Source organism: Allobosea sp. NPDC055353 (genome assembly GCF_053644975.1).
Window position 1 is genome coordinate 540,313 of the sequence record NZ_JBSHMC010000001.1, and the last position, 21,862, is coordinate 562,174.

At 63.4% G+C, this 21,862-nt stretch carries 23 protein-coding genes and 2 pseudogenes; 8 read left to right on the top strand and 17 right to left on the bottom strand.

Annotation, left to right across the window (positions count from 1 at the left end; translation table 11 throughout):
• Positions 1–148: 148 nt before the first annotated feature.
• The 5 genes from ACWIEX_RS02430 to ACWIEX_RS02450 form a co-directional block, all read right to left on the bottom strand.
• Positions 149–511 (bottom strand): hypothetical protein, encoded by a 363-nt coding sequence (locus tag ACWIEX_RS02430; RefSeq protein ID WP_454031556.1) that lies wholly within the window; start codon positions 509–511, stop codon positions 149–151.
• A 28-nt stretch (positions 512–539) separates the two neighbouring features.
• Positions 540–935: a hypothetical protein gene (locus tag ACWIEX_RS02435; protein WP_454031557.1), complete on the bottom strand. Its 396-nt coding sequence runs from the start codon at positions 933–935 to the stop codon at positions 540–542.
• Positions 935–1,558: a lambda exonuclease family protein gene (locus tag ACWIEX_RS02440; RefSeq protein ID WP_454031558.1), complete on the bottom strand. Its 624-nt coding sequence runs from the start codon at positions 1,556–1,558 to the stop codon at positions 935–937. Before ACWIEX_RS02440 ends, ACWIEX_RS02435 begins: the two co-directional genes overlap by 1 nt.
• A gap of 2 nt (positions 1,559–1,560) precedes the next feature.
• The gene (locus tag ACWIEX_RS02445; protein ID WP_454031559.1) at positions 1,561–2,211 is read right to left on the bottom strand and encodes an ERF family protein; all 651 of its coding nucleotides are present in this window, start codon (positions 2,209–2,211) and stop codon (positions 1,561–1,563) included.
• 284 nt (positions 2,212–2,495) lie between these two features.
• Positions 2,496–2,804: a hypothetical protein gene (locus ACWIEX_RS02450; protein ID WP_454031560.1), complete on the bottom strand. Its 309-nt coding sequence runs from the start codon at positions 2,802–2,804 to the stop codon at positions 2,496–2,498.
• Positions 2,805–2,918: 114 nt separating this feature from the next.
• On the opposite strand from ACWIEX_RS02450, the gene ACWIEX_RS02455 reads away from it, so the two are divergent.
• Entirely contained in the window at positions 2,919–3,143 is a 225-nt protein-coding gene (locus ACWIEX_RS02455) for a helix-turn-helix domain-containing protein (RefSeq protein ID WP_454031561.1), read from the top strand.
• A gap of 629 nt (positions 3,144–3,772) precedes the next feature.
• Entirely contained in the window at positions 3,773–4,030 is a 258-nt protein-coding gene (locus ACWIEX_RS02460; protein ID WP_454031562.1) for a hypothetical protein, read from the top strand.
• Here the strand turns inward: ACWIEX_RS02460 and ACWIEX_RS02465 are convergent.
• The 8 genes and pseudogenes from ACWIEX_RS02465 to ACWIEX_RS02500 form a co-directional block, all read right to left on the bottom strand.
• Positions 4,017–4,292 (bottom strand): hypothetical protein, encoded by a 276-nt coding sequence (locus tag ACWIEX_RS02465; protein WP_454031563.1) that lies wholly within the window; start codon positions 4,290–4,292, stop codon positions 4,017–4,019. The genes ACWIEX_RS02460 and ACWIEX_RS02465 overlap by 14 nt on opposite strands.
• Before the next feature lie 434 nt (positions 4,293–4,726).
• A pseudogene (locus ACWIEX_RS02470) lies at positions 4,727–4,870 on the bottom strand (transposase); the annotation flags it as partial.
• Positions 4,871–4,962: 92 nt separating this feature from the next.
• A pseudogene (locus tag ACWIEX_RS02475) lies at positions 4,963–5,103 on the bottom strand (transposase); the annotation flags it as partial.
• A 75-nt stretch (positions 5,104–5,178) separates the two neighbouring features.
• Positions 5,179–6,372, bottom strand: a complete 1,194-nt coding sequence (locus ACWIEX_RS02480; RefSeq protein WP_454031564.1) for a beta-ketoacyl-[acyl-carrier-protein] synthase family protein — start codon at positions 6,370–6,372, stop codon at positions 5,179–5,181.
• Positions 6,369–6,668: an acyl carrier protein gene (locus ACWIEX_RS02485; RefSeq protein WP_454031565.1), complete on the bottom strand. Its 300-nt coding sequence runs from the start codon at positions 6,666–6,668 to the stop codon at positions 6,369–6,371. Before ACWIEX_RS02485 ends, ACWIEX_RS02480 begins: the two co-directional genes overlap by 4 nt.
• Before the next feature lie 229 nt (positions 6,669–6,897).
• On the bottom strand, positions 6,898–7,872 hold the full coding sequence (locus ACWIEX_RS02490) for a hypothetical protein (protein WP_454031566.1): 975 nt from the start codon (positions 7,870–7,872) through the stop codon (positions 6,898–6,900).
• Between the two features lie 42 nt (positions 7,873–7,914).
• Positions 7,915–8,622, bottom strand: a complete 708-nt coding sequence (locus ACWIEX_RS02495) for an ABC transporter ATP-binding protein (protein ID WP_454031567.1) — start codon at positions 8,620–8,622, stop codon at positions 7,915–7,917.
• Positions 8,623–8,626: 4 nt separating this feature from the next.
• Positions 8,627–9,829 carry a KpsE/RkpR family capsule polysaccharide export protein gene (locus ACWIEX_RS02500; protein WP_454031568.1) on the bottom strand — a complete coding sequence of 401 codons (1,203 nt, stop codon included), beginning with the start codon at positions 9,827–9,829 and terminating at the stop codon, positions 8,627–8,629.
• A gap of 145 nt (positions 9,830–9,974) precedes the next feature.
• Here ACWIEX_RS02500 and ACWIEX_RS02505 point away from each other — a divergent pair, with 145 nt between their 5' ends.
• The 6 genes from ACWIEX_RS02505 (at position 9,975) to ACWIEX_RS02530 (ending at position 17,619) form a co-directional block, all read left to right on the top strand.
• A complete protein-coding gene (locus ACWIEX_RS02505; protein ID WP_454031569.1) occupies positions 9,975–11,228 on the top strand; it encodes a KpsE/RkpR family capsule polysaccharide export protein in 1,254 nt (417 codons plus the stop codon).
• A 269-nt stretch (positions 11,229–11,497) separates the two neighbouring features.
• Complete coding sequence (locus tag ACWIEX_RS02510; protein ID WP_454031570.1) at positions 11,498–12,667, top strand: polysaccharide biosynthesis/export family protein; 1,170 nt, start codon at positions 11,498–11,500, stop codon at positions 12,665–12,667.
• Between the two features lie 83 nt (positions 12,668–12,750).
• Positions 12,751–13,644 carry a sulfate adenylyltransferase subunit CysD gene (gene cysD / locus ACWIEX_RS02515; RefSeq protein WP_454031571.1) on the top strand — a complete coding sequence of 298 codons (894 nt, stop codon included), beginning with the start codon at positions 12,751–12,753 and terminating at the stop codon, positions 13,642–13,644.
• On the top strand, positions 13,641–15,545 hold the full coding sequence (gene cysC / locus ACWIEX_RS02520) for an adenylyl-sulfate kinase (RefSeq protein ID WP_454031572.1): 1,905 nt from the start codon (positions 13,641–13,643) through the stop codon (positions 15,543–15,545). The genes cysD and cysC overlap by 4 nt, the downstream gene beginning before the upstream one ends.
• A 323-nt stretch (positions 15,546–15,868) precedes the next feature.
• Positions 15,869–16,750: an FkbM family methyltransferase gene (locus tag ACWIEX_RS02525; RefSeq protein WP_454031573.1), complete on the top strand. Its 882-nt coding sequence runs from the start codon at positions 15,869–15,871 to the stop codon at positions 16,748–16,750.
• A 92-nt stretch (positions 16,751–16,842) separates the two neighbouring features.
• Entirely contained in the window at positions 16,843–17,619 is a 777-nt protein-coding gene (locus tag ACWIEX_RS02530) for a sterol desaturase family protein (protein WP_454031574.1), read from the top strand.
• A gap of 24 nt (positions 17,620–17,643) precedes the next feature.
• Here the strand turns inward: ACWIEX_RS02530 and ACWIEX_RS02535 are convergent, their stop codons facing one another.
• The 4 genes from ACWIEX_RS02535 to ACWIEX_RS02550 form a co-directional block, all read right to left on the bottom strand.
• Positions 17,644–18,468: a class I SAM-dependent methyltransferase gene (locus tag ACWIEX_RS02535; RefSeq protein ID WP_454031575.1), complete on the bottom strand. Its 825-nt coding sequence runs from the start codon at positions 18,466–18,468 to the stop codon at positions 17,644–17,646.
• A gap of 11 nt (positions 18,469–18,479) precedes the next feature.
• Positions 18,480–19,376 carry a metal-dependent hydrolase gene (locus tag ACWIEX_RS02540; protein WP_454031576.1) on the bottom strand — a complete coding sequence of 299 codons (897 nt, stop codon included), beginning with the start codon at positions 19,374–19,376 and terminating at the stop codon, positions 18,480–18,482.
• 153 nt (positions 19,377–19,529) lie between these two features.
• Positions 19,530–19,775 (bottom strand): acyl carrier protein, encoded by a 246-nt coding sequence (locus tag ACWIEX_RS02545; protein ID WP_170843427.1) that lies wholly within the window; start codon positions 19,773–19,775, stop codon positions 19,530–19,532.
• 55 nt (positions 19,776–19,830) lie between these two features.
• Positions 19,831–21,582: a fatty acyl-AMP ligase gene (locus ACWIEX_RS02550; protein ID WP_454031577.1), complete on the bottom strand. Its 1,752-nt coding sequence runs from the start codon at positions 21,580–21,582 to the stop codon at positions 19,831–19,833.
• Positions 21,583–21,862: the final 280 nt, after the last annotated feature.

Genomic DNA, 21,862 nt, shown 5'->3' on the forward strand with positions numbered 1-21,862 from the left:
TTTTTTTTTGGTTCTGGGGGGCTGGTTTTTTTTTATAAGACACACAACCCCTCCCCGCGAGACGGCGGGCGGGGGGGGCGCGCCCGCCGCGCGTGGGGCCCCCCCGGGGCGGGCCCCGCCCGCCCGGCGGGCACGGCCCTGTCGTAGCTTAGGGCTTAACCGTCACAGGCGTCATGCTGTAGCCGCGGCCGGCCATGCAGCCGACCATGATCCGGCTGAGCGCTTGATTCCGCTGACCTTCGAGCATGCCGGCTTCCATTGCATCGGCGAGGCTTCGGCCGGAATAGATCGGGGCCGCCATGGCCTGCGCCTTGGCGACCTCGCCCTTGCAGATGGCATCATCCTGCTGGAACTGCGCGGCCGCACCGGCATCGCTACGTCCGTCGTAACGGTCGAAGCGCATGATGGTGCGAGAGGTACAGGCGCTGACGGCATTGGCCAGCATGATGGCGATGACGAGGGAAGACCAGCGACGGCGGCCGGGATGTCGAGCGAGAGCAGGAGAGAACACGGAAGCGAGCTCCTTGGAAATATCGGGATCAATGATCGTCGCGGCGCCAGATCGCTGGCTTGGCGAGCGGGCGGGAGGCCTTCATCTGCGGCGGCGCTCGGTTGAACCCGCGCGAAGCCATTGGCTTGATCCCGAGATGGCGGGCTTCGCGACGCTTGGCTTCGGCGATTGCGGCCAGGTCGCGAGCGGTCTTGGCACCTGGTGCGCGATGACAGCAGTCACGGCCGAGAACACGACCATCGTCGATCGAAAGCTCGCGCGTCTTGTCGAGGATGAGAGCTTCCGCGATGACATGGTCGAACTCGACGACCTTGCCGGAGACGTTGAGCCCGCAGCCTTCGCAGCGGATGCAGCCGCGCGTGTCCATGGCGCGCTTGAGCATGGCGACCTTCTGGCTGCGGGTGAACTCGCGACGCCCAGCCATCAAGCCGCCTCCATCTGACCGTGGGCGGCAACCTGCGTCACGATCCGGTCGAGCTCATCATTGAAGGTTACGACGGCGGCGCTGAGCTCGGCGATGAAGCTCTCGTCGCGATGAGTGCGCGTGATCATGATCGGCAAACCCGGCCAATAGATCGCGAGATCGAGCCACTCGCGCTCGGCGATCCAGAGCTGCCCCTGGCACTGCGCCTTGTGCTCGGGCGGGAACTCGCCCTTGAGCAGAGCTTCGATCAGGAGATGTGGTAGCTTGGTCTTGATCTCGAGCAGGCCGTCTTGCCCGATCAGCGCGTCAGGTGAAGCGCCAGCGCGCCCCCGGCGCAAGAATCCGACGCTCTCGCAGTCCAGCCCGGTGACGAAGCTGTAGGCTCTGCGGGCTTCCTCCTCCATCAGCTTGCCGCGTTCCATATGCGCTGAGGTGAAGCTCTCCATCACCTCACCGGTCAGGCGTTCGCCGGCGAGCTTGTAGAGGTAGGTCTGCCGGGTTCGGCTCTCAGCGCCACCTCGGCCCTTGGTTAGGATCGAGGCGAACTCGGATGCGGTTGGGATGCCTAGGCGCGCTTGCGCCCATTCCGGTGAGCCTTGGGTGCAGTTGATAATCTCGAGCATGGTCAGGCCCGTCCCTTCCTGGCGTTGAGCATCACCAGCGCCTGCCGGAAGCGGCGTGCTGGTAGTTCGGCAAAGGCTTTGATCTTGAAGAAGCGCAGCAAGGCGTCCGCTTCGGCTCCGACCTCGTCGATCAGACCAAGCAGTTCGCGAACCTGCTGACGGGTGATGGTCTGGCCGGTTCCAGCGGTCTTGCCGTCATCGTCATCGGCGGCAGCGAGACCGAGCGCCGCCTTCAGCGTCATCCGCTGCAGATAGGTCAGCGTCGAGCCGATCGCCTGGATCGCGTTCTTCTCACCGCTATGATCGGCTGCGGCCGAGAGGCTGTTGTCTTCACTGTAACCCTCGCGATGCGAGATCACGCAAGCGATGGTCACCTTGTCGCCGTCGCTGTTCGAGCGGAAGCGATAGGCCAACCCGTGTCGTGCCAGGATCGGTCCGATTGTGCGGGCGATCTCGGCCAGATCCTCATGCCGATAGTGTTTGGTGCCGATGCTGGCGATTTGGGTCTTGGCAATCACCGGGAGCTCGGCCTTGGCTGCCGCGAGCGCTGCCTCAAAGGCGCAGCGCGCATCATCCGCACGGCTACGTTCATGCAGACCGATCAAATGTGCCAGGACGTGTTCGTCGACACCGCGGTCGAGCGCGGAGCTCAATAGGCTCAACGGGGTGATCGCAGGGGCAGGGCGCAACTCGGTCAGTCGAACACCTGCGGAGGAGCGCCGATGGCGCGCTGTGCTCGTCATAGCCTGGCCCTCGCGGTGTGGCGATCGCGGGATACGGTGCGCGCCACGCCGAACCACCAGGTTCGGTAGGATTGGGCGAGATCGGCTGGGCTGAGACGAGCGGTTGAGGGCAGGGGCTCAACCGTTATCTCGCTCGGCGGCGACTGTGGGGTCACAAGGAAACGGGGTGGCAATGTGGAGATCATGGCCATTCCTCAGTGAAGCTGGCGATAGCCGGAGGTGATCGGGGAGGCTGCGTGCGGCGAAGCGGCCACGAAGCCCGTGTGATGGGGAGACGGCCCGGCATGGCGTTCTGGTACGAGCGCCTGCACCCGCTGGAAGGCCGCCAGCTCAGCTCGAGCCTCGGCCCATCCGCGCTTGAGGTATTGCGAGAGCAACCGGCGTCGTTGCGCCTGGTTTTGCGCAGCAGAAAACTCTGGCCCTGCTTGCCGCATGGCGTAGCGCAGGATGCCGGGCTTGTAGAAAATGAGCTTGCGCTCGAACTCCAGGATCAGAGTCATCATCGTCCTCCAGCGACGAAAATCGTCGGTAACGGACGGTTCCCTTCCTATGGGGCTATCAGTCAACTGGAAAGGTCGACACTCGACGAAAAACGCTGATCAAGCTATGTCGGAGGCATGATCACACCAGCCCAGTGTCGCGCTGCCCGTGCGCTCCTCGATTGGAGCCAGCAAGACCTCGCCAAGGCCGCTCATCTTGGCCTCTCAACCATCCGCGACTTCGAGAAAAGCAGGCGCGTGCCAACACATAACAACCTGCGCGGGATCAAACTCGCGCTGGAGGAGGCGGGTGTCGAGATCGGAGCAGAGAGGTCGAGCGTCGCGATGAAAAGCGAACGCTGACGCGGAATCCAGAGAGCGGATCTTCGAGTTTGGCCTTTGTTGAGTGGTCCGACGAAAGTGCGCACGGGGCGCTAGTCAAGCGTCGGCGCGCGCTCTGCCAACTCCAGAAACACGTACAGTGCGGCAAGCCAAAGGATCGTGAGCGTCATCACACCTACCGATATGTTGGTATGGCATTAGGAAAGCATTAATCAGACCATGCTGCTACCTATAGGTTCGTCCAATCGCGGCTCAGAAATTGTCCCGAGATGCCAAACAGCATTTCGGGTGACCCACGTTGAGGCGACCAAGGATCAGATTGAGACAGATGCTCCGGCAACGGCTTGGCGACAAGCCGATGCGGACCGTGTTTCTTCTGTCCGCGCTTGTACTAGAGGCAGCATGGGTCATGACGCTCTGCGTTGGAGCGCTCAAGCTCTACGAATGGGCCACCTGATCGATCCAGCGGAGACGACAGACCGGCGTGTTGCCGATATCGTCCGGGTGTCGTAGTGCTCCTGTGCCGAGGCCGGCCCGAGATCTCGCGATCGTAGCGGAAGTCCGCGCTCTCATGCATGAAGCGCGGCAGGAACTGCGCCAGCCGGCGCGGCTGATCTAGGCCGAACAGCGCGCCGTAGCGATCGAACGCGATGACCGCGGAATGGACATTGGCGGGATTCGGCGCGCGCTTCGCCGCCCGCTGGATGGTCTCACGCCTGCTCGCCGTCGATGTTTCCGAATGTGAAAAAATGTTGCGACAGAGCTCTGCTTATGTTCCGCTACGTTATTCAAAGGCCGGGAGGCGTGCTGTGCTGTTGAGTAGCCGTAATGCCGGGGTGTGGATGCGCACCGGGATTGTCATCGCGCTGGCGGTCATTATTGCGCTGCCGATGATTATATCGCTGTGATCAGCCGGTCCTTCCATTCCGACGAACCCACGCCTGCCGGCAGCGGCCCAAACTTCGACGCCGCCATAGAAGCGGTACCGCAATGGTTGCTGACGTTGATCAATCTCGCCGGAGCACTCACGATTGCGCTGATGTGGAAGTGAAAAAGCCACCCGGAAGCGGCAATGTGGGGCTCTGAAAAGGCAGGTTTGATTTTGGCGCGGATCGAACGGATTGATTGACTTGACGCTGAGGAATAGCGCTCGATCTGGGTGTCGGTCATGTCGGCCGAACTGCGCCTGCCTGCCGCCGCCCCGCTGCACCTACCTCAGCAGCCGGCGGCTACGGCTCTGAATTCAACACCTAAGAAATCAGAAGATGAGCGTCTTGAATGTCTCTATGTCGAGCTAACGGTTGAGTTGGGGTTGATCCGGCCAAAGAAGACGAGCCCAAAGTAAATTTTCAAATCATCCAATTCAGAAGCACAAAAGTCGTCGCAGACGCGACCCAGGCGACGGCAAGGAGAGAGCGACGCTTGATCCGCTCGAGCATCTCAGGGATTTCGTAGGAGAGGTCGTCCATCCGAAGGTTCCCTTTTGGAAGCTCAAGAACAGTGGTTAGCAATCTGCGCTCAAGCAAAAGCAACCAAACGACTCAATCATCAGCATACCGTTAGCGCAGAGAATGTTAACGCAGCGTAAGAATTCAGTTGGAGATTCATTCGCGCCACTGCGTCGCAAGAGCGACGAGGGCGATGGTGGCGAGAAAGTTTACGGCGAGCCTGTCGTATCGGGTGGCGATGCGGTTCCCTTTTTTGAGTTTGCCGAACATGCGCTCGATGACATTTCGATGCCGATAGGCCGTGCGACGCTGCCAGACACCGCGATGCGCCCGCGGATATAACGATTATAGATCGTCTTCGCCGGGCCGTATTGGGCCGGCACGTTACGCCAGCACGCCCCTATCTTCAGGATGTGGATGATGTCGCTGATCGCGCGCCGGTCGTCGACGCGGGGCCGGCCCGGCTGGTTGTGAGCTAAATGGGGTCCAAGACGCGCCCAGGCATCGCCCGACAACCAATAGAGATCAGGCATGCCGTCCCCATGCCCCCGCGACCACACCAGCAGAGAATCTCTCAATCTTGACAATGTTTTGGTTGCGCGCCCTACCTAACGTATATCCCTGAAGATCAGCGCCGTATTAAGGCCGCCGAACGCGAAGGAGTTGGACATGGCGATCGGTATTGGCATCACACGGCCCTGATTAGGGATGCAGTCGATATCGCATTCAGGGTCAGGTACATCGAAGTTGGCTGTTGGCGGAGCTACGCCCATCTCGATTGCCATGATTGTCGCGATCGCTTCGAAGGCACCGGCGGCGCCAAGCGCATGGCCGGTCACGCCTTTGATAGAGGATGTCGGGGGGACGAGCCGATCCCCGAACAGGCGCTTCAGCGCCCGCGCCTCGGTGCGGTCATTCGCACGGGTACCGGTACCGTGGGCATTGATATAGGCAATTTGGCTAGCTTGGATCCCCGCGTCGGCCAGCGCAAGGGACATGGCGCGCGTCATGCCATTGAGATTGGGCGCGACAATATCGCCTGCATCGGCGCTGAAGCCGAAGCCAGCGACCTCAATCGTAGGATTGAGCCCGCGGGCGCGGGCATGTGTCTCTGTCTCCAACACGATGATACCGGCGCCTTCGCCGAGCATGAGGCCGTCGCGACCGAGGGCAAACGGCCGGCAGGCGGTGCGCGACATGATTTTCATAGCGTCCCAAGCGTGCAGGGTCCCTGCCGAGAGGGGGGCTTCCGTACCCCCCGCAATGACAATATCGACAAGGCCCGTGCGCAGGAATTGCATGGCGGTGCCGATAGCGTGGCTGGACGAGGCGCAGGCGCTTGACGTCACAAAGCAGGGGCCGGTTGCGCCCGATGTCATCGATACCCAGCTGGCGGAAGAACTCACCATCACCTTGGCCACGGTCATCGGGTGCGGTCGCTTGTTCTGGGTAAGGAGCCGGGCATACTGCTCATCGGTGCTGCATTGCCCACCGGCGGAATTCCCGAGGATGACGCCAACGCGCTCGGGGTGCGGCAAGCCGGTGCCGAGGCCGGCGCTTGTCAGGGCCTGGCGCGCCGCTGCGACGGCGAACAGCGCGTTGCGGTCACAAGCCGATGGAGAAAGGCCCAGCCCTTCCATGAAGCTTTCGTCTTGGACGTCCGCGACGCGAATGCCCTTGCCTGGCAAGGCCGAGGCTTCCCTGAAATTTCCGCTTCCGGTTAGCAGAGTCCCCCAGAAGCTGCCGGTGTCATTGCCGATCGGGGAGGCGATGCCGAGGCCTGAAACGACGATACGCGTCATGCCGCCTGCTTATTTGCCAGCAGCTTTAGGACTTCGTTGTAAAGCTCGCCGATTGTCTTCACGTCGTTGATGTTGTTATTGGCATTGTAGTCGATCTCGATGTCGAAATGATCTTCGAGTTTGAATATCATCTCGACGAAATCATAAGAGTTGAAGCCGGTGTCCTCCAGCAAGGTCTCCGGTCCCCACGTCGCGCTCGTGATTTTTCCGGAATCGCGCGATGAATTTTGATCGATAACCTGCTTCAGCATCCCTATCAAAAAATCGAGCGTGAGCCTGGGTGTCTCGCCTGTCATGGCTGAACGGTCTCCTCATCGGGCATGAGCTGCCGCACCCTTGCTTAGCTTTGCCGAGACCGTAAACCAACTCATAGCGATGCCGGCCGCTTGACGACAATATCGTCGTCTCTGCTCCATATGACATCTCCGGTTTCATGAATCACCTGATCTCGGTGCCCACGGAAACCGGCAGCGGGCCAAAGTTTCAGAGTATAGCCGGCAAGCGGGTGGACCGGCGCGCAGGCGCTTATGGCAGGGCAGGCTCAGGGCCGAGATAGCTGAGTTCCGCCTGGCCGAGCGCTATCCGCCCTTCGATCGCACCTTCCTCGGTGCGAACGTGGAATTCCACGGGGTTTTCCGGTTTCGTGACGGAGAAGGTGAAATGGGCCGCAAAAATCCCTTCCTTGCGCGGCCGCAGCCGTGCCTCGCCTAGAGCATTCGGCCCGTATGCCGACATCTTGAGCGGCAACCCGACGGCCTCCTTGGTGAAGCCGAGGGTCAGTTTGGCTCGCCACCTGCCCTCGGCGAGGTGGAAATAGGGACCGTAGTACAGGATGCGTGATCCGCCGGTGGCGTCGGTCACGAGCGGAGCCTCTTCGTTCGGCCGGTCCCCCGCGAAGAAGACGCGGTGCGGCCAGATCGACTTCAGGGGAATGCTGGCGTCACGCAGATGCGCGATGCCATTCTCCAGGACGAGCGTGACGATGCCTTCCTCTGCTTCGGTCAGAGAGGAGGCCGGCGCGGAGCTGGTCGGTATCGGACCCGCGGATGCCAAAACGCCTGCAAAATTGGCAGGCAGGGGCCAATCGATGTGGCTGGCGATGAGCTGCGTCGCCAGTTCGGCCGAAGGTAGCCCGGCAGCGCTGAGGAAGAGCGCCCGCTGCTGCGGTTGGCAGTCACCGATCATGGCGACGCTGGCGCCGACCGTCCGCACGGCGTCGAGCAGTTTCGGCTGCCGCTGGCGCTGAAAGCTGACGGCTTCCAGGCTGTCGGCGGTGAAGACGATGAGGCGCGTTTGCGGCCGCCGCGCCGCTTCGCGCAGTGAGCGTGAAGGGAATTGCGAACAGATGATCTCGTTGGCGTCCGGATCGTCTTCGAACACATCGCCGCGATCGATCCAGCGCAGTTTTGCTGTGGGCCGGGCTGCCTTCGCCAGCCGGCGCATGACATCGAAGCCCCAGGCGGAGAATGCGCTCGGGACGCCGAGAACGATGACGGTCATATCGGGAAACTCACCGGGAGACGGAGCGCGCCGCTTGTCGATTCACAAGGTCGCATAAATCGAACAGGCAAGGTCGAGATCGTAGAAGACGCGGCCGCGCCCCTGCTTCAGAACCAATGCGGAGCTGCAAAATTCCTTGGCGAACTCCATGGAATGGATCGCCATCAGCATGGCCCGGCTCTTTCGCTTGACGAGGAGTTCGTCGTGGCAGCGTTGCTGGAAGCGTCGATCGCCGACCAGGATGACCTCGTCGATGAGGTAGCATTCGAAGTCGATCGCCAGCGAGAGAGCGAAAGCCAGGCGCGCCCTCATCCCGTCCGAATAGAAGCGGACCTGGGTGAAGAGCTGGCTGCCAAGTTCGGTGAAATCGGCGACGTATTCGATGGTGTCTTTGAGGGGCGCGCCGTAAAGCGCGGAGATGAAGCGGCAGGCGTCGTAGCCGGTCATCTGTCCTTCGAAACCGCCCCCGATGGCCAGCGGCCACGACATGTTCAAGCCGCGATGGATCGTGCCATGGGTCGGCCGCTCGACACCCGCGAGGATCTTGATCAGCGTCGACTTGCCGGCGCCGTTGCGGCCCAAGATCGCCATCCGCTCGCCGACGCCGACGTTGAACGATATGCCGTCCAGCACGCGCCGGGGGCCGTGTTCGGTATGAAATTCCTTGACGATGTTGTCGGCGCGCACTGCGCGCTCGATGCGTGCCTGCGGGGCGGCATCGGGCCGAGACGGAGCGGCGGTGGGCGGCATCGCCTCAATCCTCGCGCTGGCGGAGGTAATTGCCCAGCGAGCGTCCAATCGAATAGACTGAAAAGCTGAGCAGGAAAACGATGCCGATCCAGAGCAGGCGTTTCGGCTGGCTCGGGTAGTCGGCGGCGTGCGGTTCCACGACGCGTTCGAGATAGAGTTGCTGGCGCTGGGATTCGATGCGGGCATTTTCGAGGGAGACGAGAGCAGAGGCCAGCGTCCGGTCCGCGAATTCGCGCTCGAGAACCAGGCGTTCGTAATCCGCGATGATCGGGGCCAAGGCCTGAGCCGAGCCGCCGATCTGCCGCTTCTCCTCGATGATCTGCTGTTCAATTGCCTGGATGCGATTGCGAAGATTCGCGATCTGTGGCCCCTGAGGCGAATTCCGTTGCGCTTCGGCGAGTTGGGCGTTGAGCTGCGCGACCTCGAAAGAAAGCTTTCCGATCGTCTCCAGGAGGTTCTGGGAGGATTTCGCCGGATCGACCGTTCCGGCTTTCATCCGAAAGGCTGTAAGTTCCTCACGCCTGTCGAAGGCGCGGGCTTTGGCTATTTCCACTTCGCGTTCGGCGGCGCTTATCGTGTCGGTTCGGGCGCGCTCGTTCAGCCGGTTGATCAGCGCCTCCGCCCCTTCGAGGAGGACCTGAGCCATCTTCACGGAATCGTCGGGCCTGAAACTCTGTACCATCAAGGTGCTGATGCCGGTGCTGCTGTCCGGCTTGATCGAAACGAAATCCAGATAGCGGTCGAAGAGCTTTTCCCGCAGGTCCCTGGAGAGCCATCCGGGGAAGCGCCAGAACGGGTCGCCTTCCGGTCTTGACAGAATGGCGCGCAGATCCGCCTTCTGCACGAGCAGTTCGACGGCGTCGCGAGACTGTACGAACTGATGGACGGCACTGGCCTCGTCGGGCGCGCGCTCCGTTCCCGTCGCCGGCATCATACCTGCCAACTGACCGAGGCCCGACCGGCTGGGGCTTCGAACCACGAACTGCGCCTCGGACGTGTAGCGGTCCGCTACGATCAATCCGAAATAGAGAACGGCCAGAAGGCATGGCAGGGCAAATGTGACGAGGATCAGCGCATGCCGGCGCAGTGCGACCAGCCAGCCCGGTAGAGGCTTCCGCAAAGGCAAGTCGACACCGGTTTCGTTGACTCGCAGGGGAACGAGTTCAACATAATCGGTGACATTTTCCTCTATTATACCTTGGGACATCGTCGTCTTCTGATCTCGACACTTGGATGCTAGATAGCAGGCTGGCCACTCGATAGGAATGGCGAACCGGGAGTTGCCGCGGCCATGGGTATATATGTGCGATGAGTTCACCTTCGAGAATCGTCCAGGATGATATGGTACCGGCATGAGGCAGCGCTTTGAGAAGCTCTCTCGCCGGTTGCGCCCGGTCGTCCATGTAGCGCGGCCGCTCGCCGCCAAACGCTTTCGCCTGCCGCTGCCCGGAGCGGCTGACGACCTGGAGACGGTGCCGGATGCCGCGCCGCGACCCCGCCGCATCATTCGCCTCAGTTGGAGCCACGCCGCGTTTCTGTTGCTTGTCGCGTTGCCGACGCTGGTCTCGGCGCTTTATTTCGGCCTGATCGCCACGGATCGGTTTGTGTCCGAATCCACATTTGTGGTTCGCTCGGCCAAGGCGCCTTTGTCCGGCGGGCTCGGTGGGCTCTTGCAGATCGTTGGCATCACCCGGTCACAGGACGACAGCTATTCCGTGCAGGAATATCTTCTGTCGCGTGACGCGGTGACTGCGCTCTCGCAACGCTTGCCGTTGCGAGAGATGTTCAACCGCCCGGGCGCGGATTTTGTCGCACGATATCCCAATCTGATTCGCGGACCCAGCGAGGAAGAACTGTTCCAATACTACAAGTCGCGCGTGGCCGTCGTCCACGGCGCGACGACCGGTCTGACGGCCCTGAGCGTGGAGACATTTCGCCCTGAAGATTCGGTCGAGATCAACCGGACGTTGCTCGGCTTGGGTGAAGCGGTGGTCAATCGGATGAACGAACGGATTCGCGCCGATGCCATCCGCTTCGCGGAGACGGAGGTCAAGCGGGGCGAGGAACGACTGGTCGAGACTCAGATCGCGATTACGGAATTCCGGAATCGCGAGTTGATGTTCGACCCGTCGCAAAATTCGCTCTTCGTTGCCGAGCTCATCGGCCGCCTGTCGAGCGAGCTCGCCGCCGTGACGGCGCAACTCAGGGAAATCGAGGCTTCGTCCCCGAATTCTCCTCAGATTTCCGGCCTGCAACGCCGGATAGGAGCTCTCGAAGGTCAGATCACGCTGGAGCGCCGGCGCGTGTCCAATGCTTCGGACGGCTTGGCGGAGAAGGTCGCCGGCTATGAAAGGCTCAACCTTCAGCGTGAATTTGCGGTCAAGGCTCTCGCTTCCGCCATGAGCAGCCTCGAAGTCGCTCGAAACGAGGCGCGTCGCCAGCAGCTCTATCTCGAGCGGGTGGTGGAACCCCATATCGCCGACTTCGCCGAGCGGCCGCGTCGGTTGCGAGGCGTGTTGTTGACCTTCGCCGGGAGCTTGCTCCTGTTCTTCGTGGGCTGGCTGCTCTTCGCCGGTGTTCGCGAGCACGCGATCAAGATGAAATAGGCTGCGGGTTTGCCGCACGGGGGCGGCTGGGCGCGGCGTCTGGCCCCCTGCAGGTATCCAGCATTCGTCGGTAGGGACACTGCGTCCGATGCGGGCGGCCGACACTCGGCCGGTTCCTTGGCATTTTAGTAATCATGTTTACCGAAGTCGCGGCCTTCGTAACCGGTCGGCGATGCGAGGAGACCACACTCCTCGGCGAACGGCCCCCCGTCGCCCTGGCTTGGTTTTCAAATCGGGCGATCAATGGTAGTCGGCGGGGAGTGTAGGAGATGGGATCGGTGTGGGTTGGGATAGTCGCGATTTTGTCCGCCATGGCGCTGGCGGGTTGTTCTAATTTGCCCGCCAGTGGTCCGTCCACCGCCGATATCGTCTCCCCGCAGGGGGAGGACGTAAACCCCGGTTTCGAGCTGGTCGATCTGGCGCCGACTTCGCTGGTCGCGATCAATGGCCGCTCGGATCACAGTTTCAGCGGAAGCTTTGGCGACCGGAGCGGAGCGACCGAGACCCGCATTGGAATCGGCGACTTTCTCGCGGTGACGATTTGGGAAGCCGGCGCCGGCGGCCTCTTCTCCGCGCCGCTGACGACAGATCGCTTCACGCCTGGATCGCGTACGGCGACGATTCCCGAACAGGCCGTCGCCCGTGACGGTACGATTTCCGTGCCCTATGCCGGGCGCGTCAGCGTGGCCGGCAAGACGAGCGCTCAGGTTGAGGCCGCGATCCAGGAACGGCTTGCCGGCAAGGCGATCCAGCCGCAGGTTCTGGTGACGCTGAGCCGGGCGATCAGCAGCTCGGTCGCCGTCACTGGCGAGGTGGCATCGGGCGGCCGCATTCCTCTGTCCAACAAGGGCGACCGTGTCCTCGAGGTGATCGCTGCCGCCGGCGGTATCCGCGCGCCCGTCAACGAGACGGAAGTCCGGTTGACGCGCGGCTCGCGCACACTCGCGGTGCCGATGATCACGATTGTCAACAACCCGCGGGAGAACATCTACCTGCGCGGCGGCGATACGTTGACGCTGGTGCGCAACCCGCAGACTTTCATCGCGGCCGGTGCAACCGGTCAGAATACCGAGATTCCTTTCAACGCCGACGCCATGAACCTGGCGCAGGCAATCGCGAAGGCAGGCGGTCTGCTCGACTTCCGGGCGGACCCGCAGGGCGTGTTCCTGTACCGGTTCGAAAACGCAGAGACGCTGCGGCGGATCAAGCCGGATAGTCCGCTTCTCGGCCAGGGCCGCCGCCTGATTCCGGTCGTCTATCGCGTGAATCTGCGGGATCCCAACGGGCTCTTCGTGGCGCAGGGGTTGCGGATGCAGCGGGGCGATATCCTCTACGTCTCGAACGCACCTCTGACCGATGTTCAGAAGGCCTTCTCCATCTTCCAGAGCCTGACCTCGCCCATCGTGCAGGGGACCAGCGTCGCCGCCAGGTTCTCATAGGCGAGACGAGGCGAAACATACGAGCGTCGCCACTGCGCGACGCTCGTCGAAGACAGCGCGGTGTTTGGACGAAGAAGCGGAACGTGAACCAGCTCCAGAGGCTCGAGGAGGAGGCGGTATTCCTGCTGCGGGAGACGGCCGCCCTGTTTCGGAACCCGGTCATGCTCTATTCGATAGGCAAGGATTCGACGGTCCTCGCCCATCTGGCTGCCAAGGCGTTCTGGCCCGCGAAGCCACCGTTTCCGCTGCTCCACATCGATACGACATGGAAGTTCCGCGAGATGATCGCGTTTCGCGATCGGTTCGCCGCGGCCTTGGGTTTCGACCTGAGGGTGCACATCAATCGGGACGGGATCGCGCGCGACGTCACGCCGTTTTCCGTCGACGCGAATACCTATACGCGCATCATGAAGACCGATGCACTCAAGCAGGCGATGGAGCAGGGCGGTTTCGACGCGGCGATCGGCGGTGCCCGGCGTGACGAGGAGAAGAGCCGCGCGAAGGAGCGCATGTTCTCATTGCGCAGCCCGCAGCATGGCTGGGAGCCACGCAGCCAACGCCCGGAATTCTGGCGGCTGGCGAATCCGCATCTGCGCCCCGGCGAAACCATGCGGGTCTTTCCGCTGTCGAACTGGAGCGAGCGCGACATCTGGCGTTACACGCTCGCCGAAGGCCTTCCGATCGTACCGCTTTATCTGGCGCGCTCGCGCCCCGTGGTGCGGCGGGGCGGCTCGTTGATCGTGGTGGATGACCAGCGCCTGCCGTTGGAGCCGGACGAGATCCCCGAGATGCGATCCGTCCGCTTCCGCTCTCTCGGCTGCTATCCGCTCTGTGGAGCCGTCGAATCGCCGGCCGCGACTGTCGCCGAGGTGGTCGCGGAGCTGGACGCGGCCACGACCTCCGAGCGACAGGGCCGGCTGATCGACGGCGCGGGTGCCGCCTCGATGGAAGCCAAGAAGCGGGAGGGCTATTTTTGAACCCCGTTTCCGCGGCCTACCACGCCGTCTTCGGTGAGACCGAACACGGTTTGCCCACCGCCCGCCCGCCGGCGCTGCGCATTCTGGCCTGCGGCGCGGTCGATGATGGCAAGTCGACCCTGATCGGGCGCCTGCTATACGAAGCGGGTGCCGTTCCCGACGATCAGAGCGTGGCTCTTGTGGCGGATTCCCGCCGCTACGGTGCCGCCGATGGCGAGATCGACTTCGCCCTGCTGACGGATGGCCTGGAAGCCGAGCGCGAGCGCAGCATCACGATCGACGTCGCCTATCGCTACATGTCGACCGCGAGGCGCGATTTCATCATCGCCGACACGCCCGGCCACGAGCAATATACCGCCAACATGGCTACCGGAGCCTCCCAATGCGAGGTCGCGATCATCCTGGTCGATGCCGTTCGCGGCCTCCGGCCGCAGACCTTCAGGCATGCTGCGATCTGCAGCATTCTCGGCATCCGGCACGTCGTCCTGGCCGTCAACAAGATGGACGGCGTCGGCTTCTCGCAAGAGCGCCTGGGCCAGATCGTCGAGGCGTTCGCTCCGGCAGCGAGGCATCTGCAGCTCGATATGGTCGCGATTCCGATATCCGCCCGCCGCGGCGACAATGTCGTGAGCATCAGTGCCGCGATGCCCTGGTACCAGGGCGTCACGCTCCTGCAGTATCTCGAACAGCTCGAGGTCCCCCAGAGCGAGGGCGAAGCGAGCCTGCGCCTGCCGATCCAGGGCATGAGCCGTACGCCGGAGGGCGAGCGGCTCTATACCGGCACGATCGCGGCGGGGGGGCTGTCCCTGGGCGACCGCGTCAAGGTTGCCGTCGGTGGCGCCGAGGCTGTCATCCAGCGCCTGATCGGCAGCGAAGGCCCTGTCGAGCGCGCCGAAGCGGGAACGGCCGTGGCCGTGACCCTGACGCCGGAGATCGATCTCGGCCGTGGCGACCTCCTCTGGTCCGGACCGGGCGCCCCCGCTTGCTCCAGTCATTTTTCGGCCCATGTGGTCTGGTTCGCCGAGCAGTCCCTGTTCGCCGGGCGGGATTACGAGTTGCGTCTTGGAACCGTGACGAGTCCGGTGACGGTGACCGCGATCCGGGGCAAGCTCGACATCATCGGCGGAGCTCGCATCGCGGCCACCGAGATCACGCGCGACGAGATCGCGATCTGCCACCTGGCGACGCCCGGGATGATCGCCTTCGACAGCTATGCCCAATGCCCGGCCACCGGCGGGTTCCTGCTGATCAACCGGGCGACGGGCGAGACCGTCGCGGCAGGCATGGTGCGCAACGCCCTCGACCGCGGCAGCAACCTCTTTGCGCAGGCTCTGACGATCGATCGCAAGGCGCGCGAGGATCTGCTCGGGCAGAAGGGTGCGGTGCTCTGGTTCACCGGCCTGTCCGGGGCGGGGAAATCGACCATTGCGGACGGTCTGGAACGCAGGCTGCATGCGAAGCGCAAGCTGACAATCCTGCTCGACGGCGACAATGTCCGCCTCGGGCTCAACCGCGATCTCGGCTTCACCGAGGGCGACCGTGTCGAGAACTTGCGCCGGGTCGCAGAAGTCGCGCGTTTGATGGTGGATGCGGGGCTGATCGTGCTGTGCAGCTTCATCTCGCCCTTCGCAGCCGATCGCGCCATGGTGCGCGAGCGTCTGGCCGGCACGCCGTTCTTCGAGATATTCGTCGATGCGCCGCTCGACATCTGCGAGCAGCGCGATCCCAAGGGCCTCTACGCCAAGGCCCGGCGTGGCGAGATTCGGAACTTCACAGGCCTCGATTCCGCCTACGAGCAGCCGGGCGCGCCGGACCTTCACCTCGATACCGGCCGATACGGAGCGGACGAGCTGGCCGATCGCATCGTGCGCCTCCTGATGGAGCAGGGTATCGCCACCTAGAGTCTGACTCGAAAAAGCCGGAACCGGTTTTTCGAATCCGGCTCCAGAGGCTGTTAAGGCCATGGAAGCAATTTGAGCTTGTCGGCAGGGCTTGCGCCTTTGCGCGGCTGCCGTATCGCTCTTCGTCACACTCCGGAAGGTTTGCGTCCTTTGGCACCTTGGATTAGCACCAGACGTCGGCGTCGGATCATCCGATGGTCCCTGGTGGATTCCGGGGCGGCGTCGAGCGAAGAGGGGTCCGCCCACATGAAGAAGATGATCTGATGGGGCTACCCGTCGAAGCCCTTCATGTGCCGGGATGTCTGGCCGGAGTAGGCAGGTTTATGAAGAACAAGCACATCCCGGCACCATTGCCGATCCAACCCGGAGGCCTCCTGTCGCTGGAGGAGTTGCGCGGGCCGGATCGCTACCGCGCCGAGTGTATTTGCCGGGCGGCTAGCCAGACCGTCTATCTTGGCGAGCATGCGGTCCTCGCCCGCGTTCTGGGGCGCTACAAGATGTTCCTTGACACGCGGGACCGAGGCTTCGGTGCGCATGTCATGCTCGACGGCTACTGGGAGATGTGGCTGACGCAATTCATTGCCCGCCTCGTCGCGCCCGGTATGCATGTCGCCGATATCGGCGCTAACTTCGGTTATTATTCGTTGTTGCTGGCCGATCTCGTTGGCCCCGATGGCCGCTTGCTGGCTGTCGAGCCCAACCCCCCCGTTGCCGATACGCTGAAGCGCACCCTGGAGCTCAACGGCTTTGCTACCCGCAGCGCCATTGTGGCGGCTGCGGCAGGCTCGGGGGAAGGCGAGGGACGTCTCATGATCCCGGCGGGAGAGCCGAAGAATGCGACGTTGGTCAGCAAGGCCTTGCCGAACGACGAGGCGGAAGCGGTCGCTGTCCCTATCCATAGCCTCGACTCGCTCCTCCGCGCCTTTCCCCGCGTCGATTTCCTCAAGATCGACGCCGAGGGGGCGGAAGAGGACATCATCATCGGATTGAGCCAGGTCATCGAGCGTTGGCGGCCGCGGATCGTGCTTGAGTTCAACCCCGGGCGGTGTCGTGATCCCCAGGCGCTGCTCGTCAGGCTGCGGGCCTCCTACCCCGTGCTGAGGAGCCTCGACTATTATGCGCAGGTTGCTCCGGTTTCGGACCAGGAGCTGCTCGATCCGACCAATCGCGAGGATCGCCTGCTTTACCTGGATGGTGTTGCATAGGCGCGGTCCTCGACCGGCGGCGCTGCAACGCGGGCAGGTTCGTCAAGTGTGGACGTAAGGGTGCCTGCGGCTGGTGATCGGAATAGGGTTTGATGGTGGCGCTGCTGCTCGATTTTCTTCGCCTTCTCGGCCTCGTGGTCGGGGCAGTCGTTGCGGTCATGCTGCTGACTGGGCTGTTCTTCGAGATCATGAATGCCCGCCATCCCGAGCGCCGCATCCAGAAGGACCGGGTCAACCGGCGTAAATGGAAGGAATTGCGGCAGGCGCCGATCTCGATCCTCACGCTCTCGGTCTGCTTCGCCTTCGGGCTGTTCGCGCAGCAGCAGGGCTGGTCTCTGGTACCGCTGGAACTTTCCTGGTGGTCCGGACCGTTGATGCTGCTGATCTCGGTCGTGCTCTACGATGCCTGGTTCTACTGGGTGCACCGCCTACTTCACAGCCGCGTCTTCTATCGCTTCCACGCGCTTCACCATAAGAGCGTGGCGCCGACAGTCTGGAGCAACCATCACGAGAGCTTTGTCGAGGCGCTTCTCAATCAGGCTTATTACGCGATCATCGTCTTCGTCCTGCCGATCCCGTGGCAGATGCTCGTGCTGCAGAAGCTCTACGATCAGATCAGCGGGATGCTCGGCCATGCCGGCTTCGAGCATTTCGCCTCACCGGCCGGCCGTTCGCCCTGGCCGCTCGCCAGCACGGTGTTCCACGACCAGCATCACGGCACGTTCAGGTTCAATTACGGCCATACCTTCTCGCTCTGGGATCGCTGGATGGGCACGTTGCATCCGCGCTACGACAACACGCTGAAAAGCTTCGAGCCGAGCGGGAATGAGCCGGATGCGCCCGAGTCGCGTGCTCCGGAGCGTCCGTGAAGCATCACGGCTGGAGGTCTGCGTTCAGGCGCCGCCGTTCTTCTGATAGCGCTGGGCGAGATAGACGACACCCCCCTCGCTCAGCTCGCGATAAAGCACCGACCCTTTCGCGCCGGCGAATTCGCTGATGAAGCCGCGCATGAAGCGGATCCTGGAGATGCGCGCCCGCTTGCGCTGCTCGGCCGCGTCAAGCGCGGCGATGACGCCTTGCGACAGATCGGTCTCGGTGTGCAGCGTGAGGCCGGGAACCGCCAGATGCTGGCGCAGCAGGGGAAGCGCGCTCTTGCCGCGCATGTCGGCGAAGGTGAACCAGCCGCCGGGAGCGAGGACACGCGCGACCTCGCGTGCAAAGGCCGGCACATCGCCATAGCAATGCGAGGATTCGATATTAACGACGATATCGACCGAGCCATCGGCGAGCGGCAGCTTCTCCGCATCCCCGATCTCGAAGGTCAGGCTCGCCGTGTCCTGGTTGAGGCGGCGCGCCAGCCGCACCGTTGCCGGCGAATAATCCAGCCCGATGACAGCCGCGGAGCCGTGATAGCGGGCGATGTAGCGCGCGCCGCCGCCGCGGCCCGAGCCGATCTCAAGAACCCGCGCGCCTTCCATTGGCAGGCCCGCGACGGCCTGGGCATAGAGACCGATGAAAGGGCGGTCGGCTTCGTCGCCTGCCTCAAGCGGAAAGGCTGCTCCCGGCGGCAGGAAGCCGTAATTCATGAAGCGCCAGTCATCGTCGTGCCAGCGCCGCGACAGGACGTTGTAGAGGCCGCGCCAGAGCCATTTCCGGGTTCGCGGAAAGGCGCCTCTGTCGATGGCCTCCAGCAGGCGGGAGAAGGCTTGGCTTGCCACCGTGCTGCGCCTCAGACGCCGGGCTTGGGGGCCGCCGTGGCGGGCGGCGGCGGCAGATTGGCCGCCAGCCAGTCGCGCCCCTTGCGCATCAGCTCTTGGTCGTCGCTGTTGCGGGGGTCGAAGCCCGGCAGGTAGTAGCGCAGCGTGTTTGGCAGGCAGCGCCGCCAATAGCCGGGATAGACCATGGTCACCCAGAAGAAGCGCAGCCAGAAGCGCAGGCCCGTCTTGACCCCGTCGTTCGTCGCATAGATCGGCACATTCCGCAGGAAGAGCACGAGGAAGGGGAACAACGTGCCGTTCATGCCGAGGACGCGGACGAAATAGCGCTTCCAGCTCGACATCCCCGGCGTTGCCGCCTTGAGCACGTCGAGCGCGACGGCCTTGTGCTCCAGCTCTTCGAGCGCATGCCACATCCACAGCCGGCGATAGGCCGGCGCGGCCTTCTCCATCAGTTCTGGATGACGCAGCGTCAGCGTCGACAGGGTCGCCGTCATGTGCTCGATCGCGCAGGTAATCGAGAGCCGGTGCAGCGGATTCTTGACGATCTCGAAGCCCTGCCGGATCGGCTTCTCCATCTTCTCGACATCGTAGCCGAGCTTCATCATCGCGCGATTGTATTCCTCGTGCTCGCGCGTGTGATAGGCTTCCTGCACGGAATAGCCGTTGATCTCGGTCGCGAGTTCCTTGTCCTGCAGCTTGGGGCCGTAATGCTTCAGCGAGCGGATGAAGAAGCGCTCGCCCTCGGGCAGGAAGATCGACAGCCCGTCGATCAGCACGGTCTTGATGATGTCGTCTTCCAGCCAGTGACGCTGGGCGTTCTCCAGGATGCCGAAGCGGATATCGCGCGGGATGATGTCCTCGGCATTGCCCATGTGCTGGCTGCCTGCCGTGTTTGAAGCATGTGCCATCAGCGCTGGTCCATCCGGTGGAGCGTCCTGCCGCATCGGTCTGTCGGCCGGGCCTACCTACCGCCGATCATCGGTGCCGTCGAGGTCGGATCGCGCAGAAAAGGGCAGTTGATGCAGGATTGTCCTGCAAAATTCGATTGAAACGCCCGTAGCTTAGAGTGGTTTCAAGGTGCCGAGATAGTCCACGAACTGGGCGACGGTCGGGTAGTCCTGCGTGACGCCGGGATAGAGCTCAACGCGGTATTCCTGCTCGACTTCCAGGACGAAATGGACGGCGGCGGCCGAGTCGAGGCCGAGGCCGGCGAAGGTCGTTGCCGGCACGATCCCGGCCTCGTCGATGTCGAGCATCGCGGCCAGACTGGACCGGCAGAAGCGTTCGATCTCGGAAGCGGGCGGCATGATGATCCCTGGGATTGGGCGCGGGGCTTTCGCTTGCCGCGCTGGCGGACTTCCGTCAAGCGGAGGCCGTGCTGCGGTGTTCGGCATCTCCCGACAGGTTCCAGGGCTCGAGCGTTCCCTCCAGCCACCGGAGCCTGGTCAGGCTGCGCTGGACCTTTCCGCTGGTCGTCTTCGGCAGGGAGCCCGTCCGGATCAGCACGACCTTGTGCAGGGCGACATCGTGATTGTTGACCACCGCCGCCTGCACGGCCGCGACGACTTCCGCCTCGGCGATGTTACGGCGCTGCGTGCGCTCGACCTCCTGGACGACGATGATGCGCTCGATGTCGTGCTCGTCGATGATCGTGAAGGCTGCGCCGTGGTCGCGTCGCAGCGAGGGATGGCTGGCTGCGACCGTCGCTTCGATATCCTGCGGGTAGTGATTGACGCCGCGGATGATCATCACGTCCTTGATGCGGCCGACGACATGGAGCTCGCCGGCTTCGTCGAGATGCCCGAGATCGCCGGTTCGCAGCCAGGAGCCGCCGGAGCCAGGGGCATCTGTCTCCAGCCTGGCTCGAAAGGTCTGTTCGCTCTCCTCGGGGCGTTGCCAGTAGCCGCCGGCGATGCTGGAGGCCTGTATCCAGATCTCGCCGATCGCCCCTTGCGGCAGCGGGCGCCGCGTCTCCGGGTCGGCGATGGCGATCGTCAGCCCGGTCATGGGCGCGCCACAGCTGGCACTGACATGCCGATCGGCGGCGTCCTCGGGCGGCGCGATGCGGGCGGCCTTGAGCGCCTTCCCGCTGACGTCGAGCGTGCGGGGCAGGGAGCCCCGCTTGGCGGCGGTCACGAGCAGCGTTGCCTCGGCCAGCCCATAGGCCGGGCGCATCGTCTCCGGCGCGAAGCCGTAGGGGGCGAAGGTCGCGGCGAAACGTTCCAGCGTTGCGGCCCGCACCGGTTCGGCGCCGTTGAGGGCGATCTTCCAGCTGCTGAGATCGATGCCTTCCATCTGCTCCGGCCGGAAGCGGTCGACGCAGAGATCGAAGGCGAAGTTCGGGGCGGCGCCGACCTCGGCGCGATGCTCGTGGATGGCGCGAAGCCAGTTCAGCGGGCGATGCATGAACCCTGACGGCGTCAGCAGGACGCAGGGCGCGCCAAGATAGATCGGCTGCAGCAGGTTCATGATCAGGCCGAGATCATGATAGAGCGGAATCCAGCTCACATGCGCCGAAGCCGCGTGGTTCCCCAGACGCTCCCGCATCATCGCGAGATTGTCGATCAGGTTACGGTGGCTCACCATCACGCCCTTGGGCGATGAGGTCGAGCCGGAGGTGTATTGCAGGAAAGCGAGGCCGTCGGCATTGGGTCGGAAGGCGTCGAGGGGCGCAGGCTCCGACGCCAGCGCGACCGGGAGGTGACGGATGCCATGCGCGGCCAGGCGCTCGCGCAGCAGGCCGCGCGGATCGGGATCGGAAGCCGGGCTCAGCGCGAGGCGCGGCGCGCAATCGGCGATGATCGCCGCGCTGGCGTCGTGATTTGCGTTGCGGCGCGGCTGCATCATCGGCACCGCGACCACGCCCGCCATCAGGCAGGCGAAATAGGCGACGACGAATTCGACGCTGGAGGGGAAGATCAGCAGCGCGCGATCGCCCGGTGCGGTTTCGGCCGCGAGCTGGCGCGCGAGATGCGCGGCCTGTGCGTGAAGCGCGGCGAAGGTCAGGCTCGGCCGTTCGCCGGGGCGATCGGAATAGACCGTCACGGCGGCGATATCCGGCCGAGACATAGCCTGGTGCTGCAGAACCTCGGCCAGTGACGAAAAATGGCTCATCGCAATCGATCTACGGAACAAGCATCGCCAGTGGCCGGGAGTATATTGCAACTGTCGCTTGCTCTTCCGTGCCGGGATGAGGTCGAGAAAGCGTGTTCCCTTCTATGGAGTGCACTTCCGGCGAGATCAACCCGCATCCGTGCGAAGCTGCCGGCTGCATGTTCGCGCGAGTGATGCTAGACCATGCGCCGATCAGCTTCGTCATGGACGCATGAAAGCCGAAAGCGACTCGCTGGAACCGAGGATGGATACGCTAGCTCAAGCGGAAACGCCGCTGGAA

Excerpts from the sequence above, each read along its gene's own strand:
- ACWIEX_RS02435 (WP_454031557.1), bottom strand. The coding sequence starts at position 935 with ATGGCTGGGCGTCGCGAGTTCACCCGCAGCCAGAAGGTCGCCATGCTC.
- ACWIEX_RS02440 (WP_454031558.1), bottom strand. The coding sequence starts at position 1,558 with ATGCTCGAGATTATCAACTGCACCCAAGGCTCACCGGAATGGGCGCAA.
- ACWIEX_RS02450 (WP_454031560.1), bottom strand. The coding sequence starts at position 2,804 with ATGATGACTCTGATCCTGGAGTTCGAGCGCAAGCTCATTTTCTACAAG.
- ACWIEX_RS02455 (WP_454031561.1), top strand. The coding sequence starts at position 2,919 with ATGATCACACCAGCCCAGTGTCGCGCTGCCCGTGCGCTCCTCGATTGG.
- ACWIEX_RS02460 (WP_454031562.1), top strand. The coding sequence starts at position 3,773 with ATGACCGCGGAATGGACATTGGCGGGATTCGGCGCGCGCTTCGCCGCC.
- ACWIEX_RS02465 (WP_454031563.1), bottom strand. The coding sequence starts at position 4,292 with ATGACCGACACCCAGATCGAGCGCTATTCCTCAGCGTCAAGTCAATCA.
- ACWIEX_RS02480 (WP_454031564.1), bottom strand. The coding sequence starts at position 6,372 with ATGACGCGTATCGTCGTTTCAGGCCTCGGCATCGCCTCCCCGATCGGC.
- ACWIEX_RS02485 (WP_454031565.1), bottom strand. The coding sequence starts at position 6,668 with ATGACAGGCGAGACACCCAGGCTCACGCTCGATTTTTTGATAGGGATG.
- ACWIEX_RS02490 (WP_454031566.1), bottom strand. The coding sequence starts at position 7,872 with ATGACCGTCATCGTTCTCGGCGTCCCGAGCGCATTCTCCGCCTGGGGC.
- ACWIEX_RS02495 (WP_454031567.1), bottom strand. The coding sequence starts at position 8,622 with ATGCCGCCCACCGCCGCTCCGTCTCGGCCCGATGCCGCCCCGCAGGCA.
- ACWIEX_RS02500 (WP_454031568.1), bottom strand. The coding sequence starts at position 9,829 with ATGTCCCAAGGTATAATAGAGGAAAATGTCACCGATTATGTTGAACTC.
- ACWIEX_RS02505 (WP_454031569.1), top strand. The coding sequence starts at position 9,975 with ATGAGGCAGCGCTTTGAGAAGCTCTCTCGCCGGTTGCGCCCGGTCGTC.
- ACWIEX_RS02510 (WP_454031570.1), top strand. The coding sequence starts at position 11,498 with ATGGGATCGGTGTGGGTTGGGATAGTCGCGATTTTGTCCGCCATGGCG.
- ACWIEX_RS02525 (WP_454031573.1), top strand. The coding sequence starts at position 15,869 with ATGAAGAACAAGCACATCCCGGCACCATTGCCGATCCAACCCGGAGGC.
- ACWIEX_RS02530 (WP_454031574.1), top strand. The coding sequence starts at position 16,843 with ATGGTGGCGCTGCTGCTCGATTTTCTTCGCCTTCTCGGCCTCGTGGTC.
- ACWIEX_RS02540 (WP_454031576.1), bottom strand. The coding sequence starts at position 19,376 with ATGGCACATGCTTCAAACACGGCAGGCAGCCAGCACATGGGCAATGCC.
- ACWIEX_RS02545 (WP_170843427.1), bottom strand. The coding sequence starts at position 19,775 with ATGCCGCCCGCTTCCGAGATCGAACGCTTCTGCCGGTCCAGTCTGGCC.
- ACWIEX_RS02550 (WP_454031577.1), bottom strand. The coding sequence starts at position 21,582 with ATGAGCCATTTTTCGTCACTGGCCGAGGTTCTGCAGCACCAGGCTATG.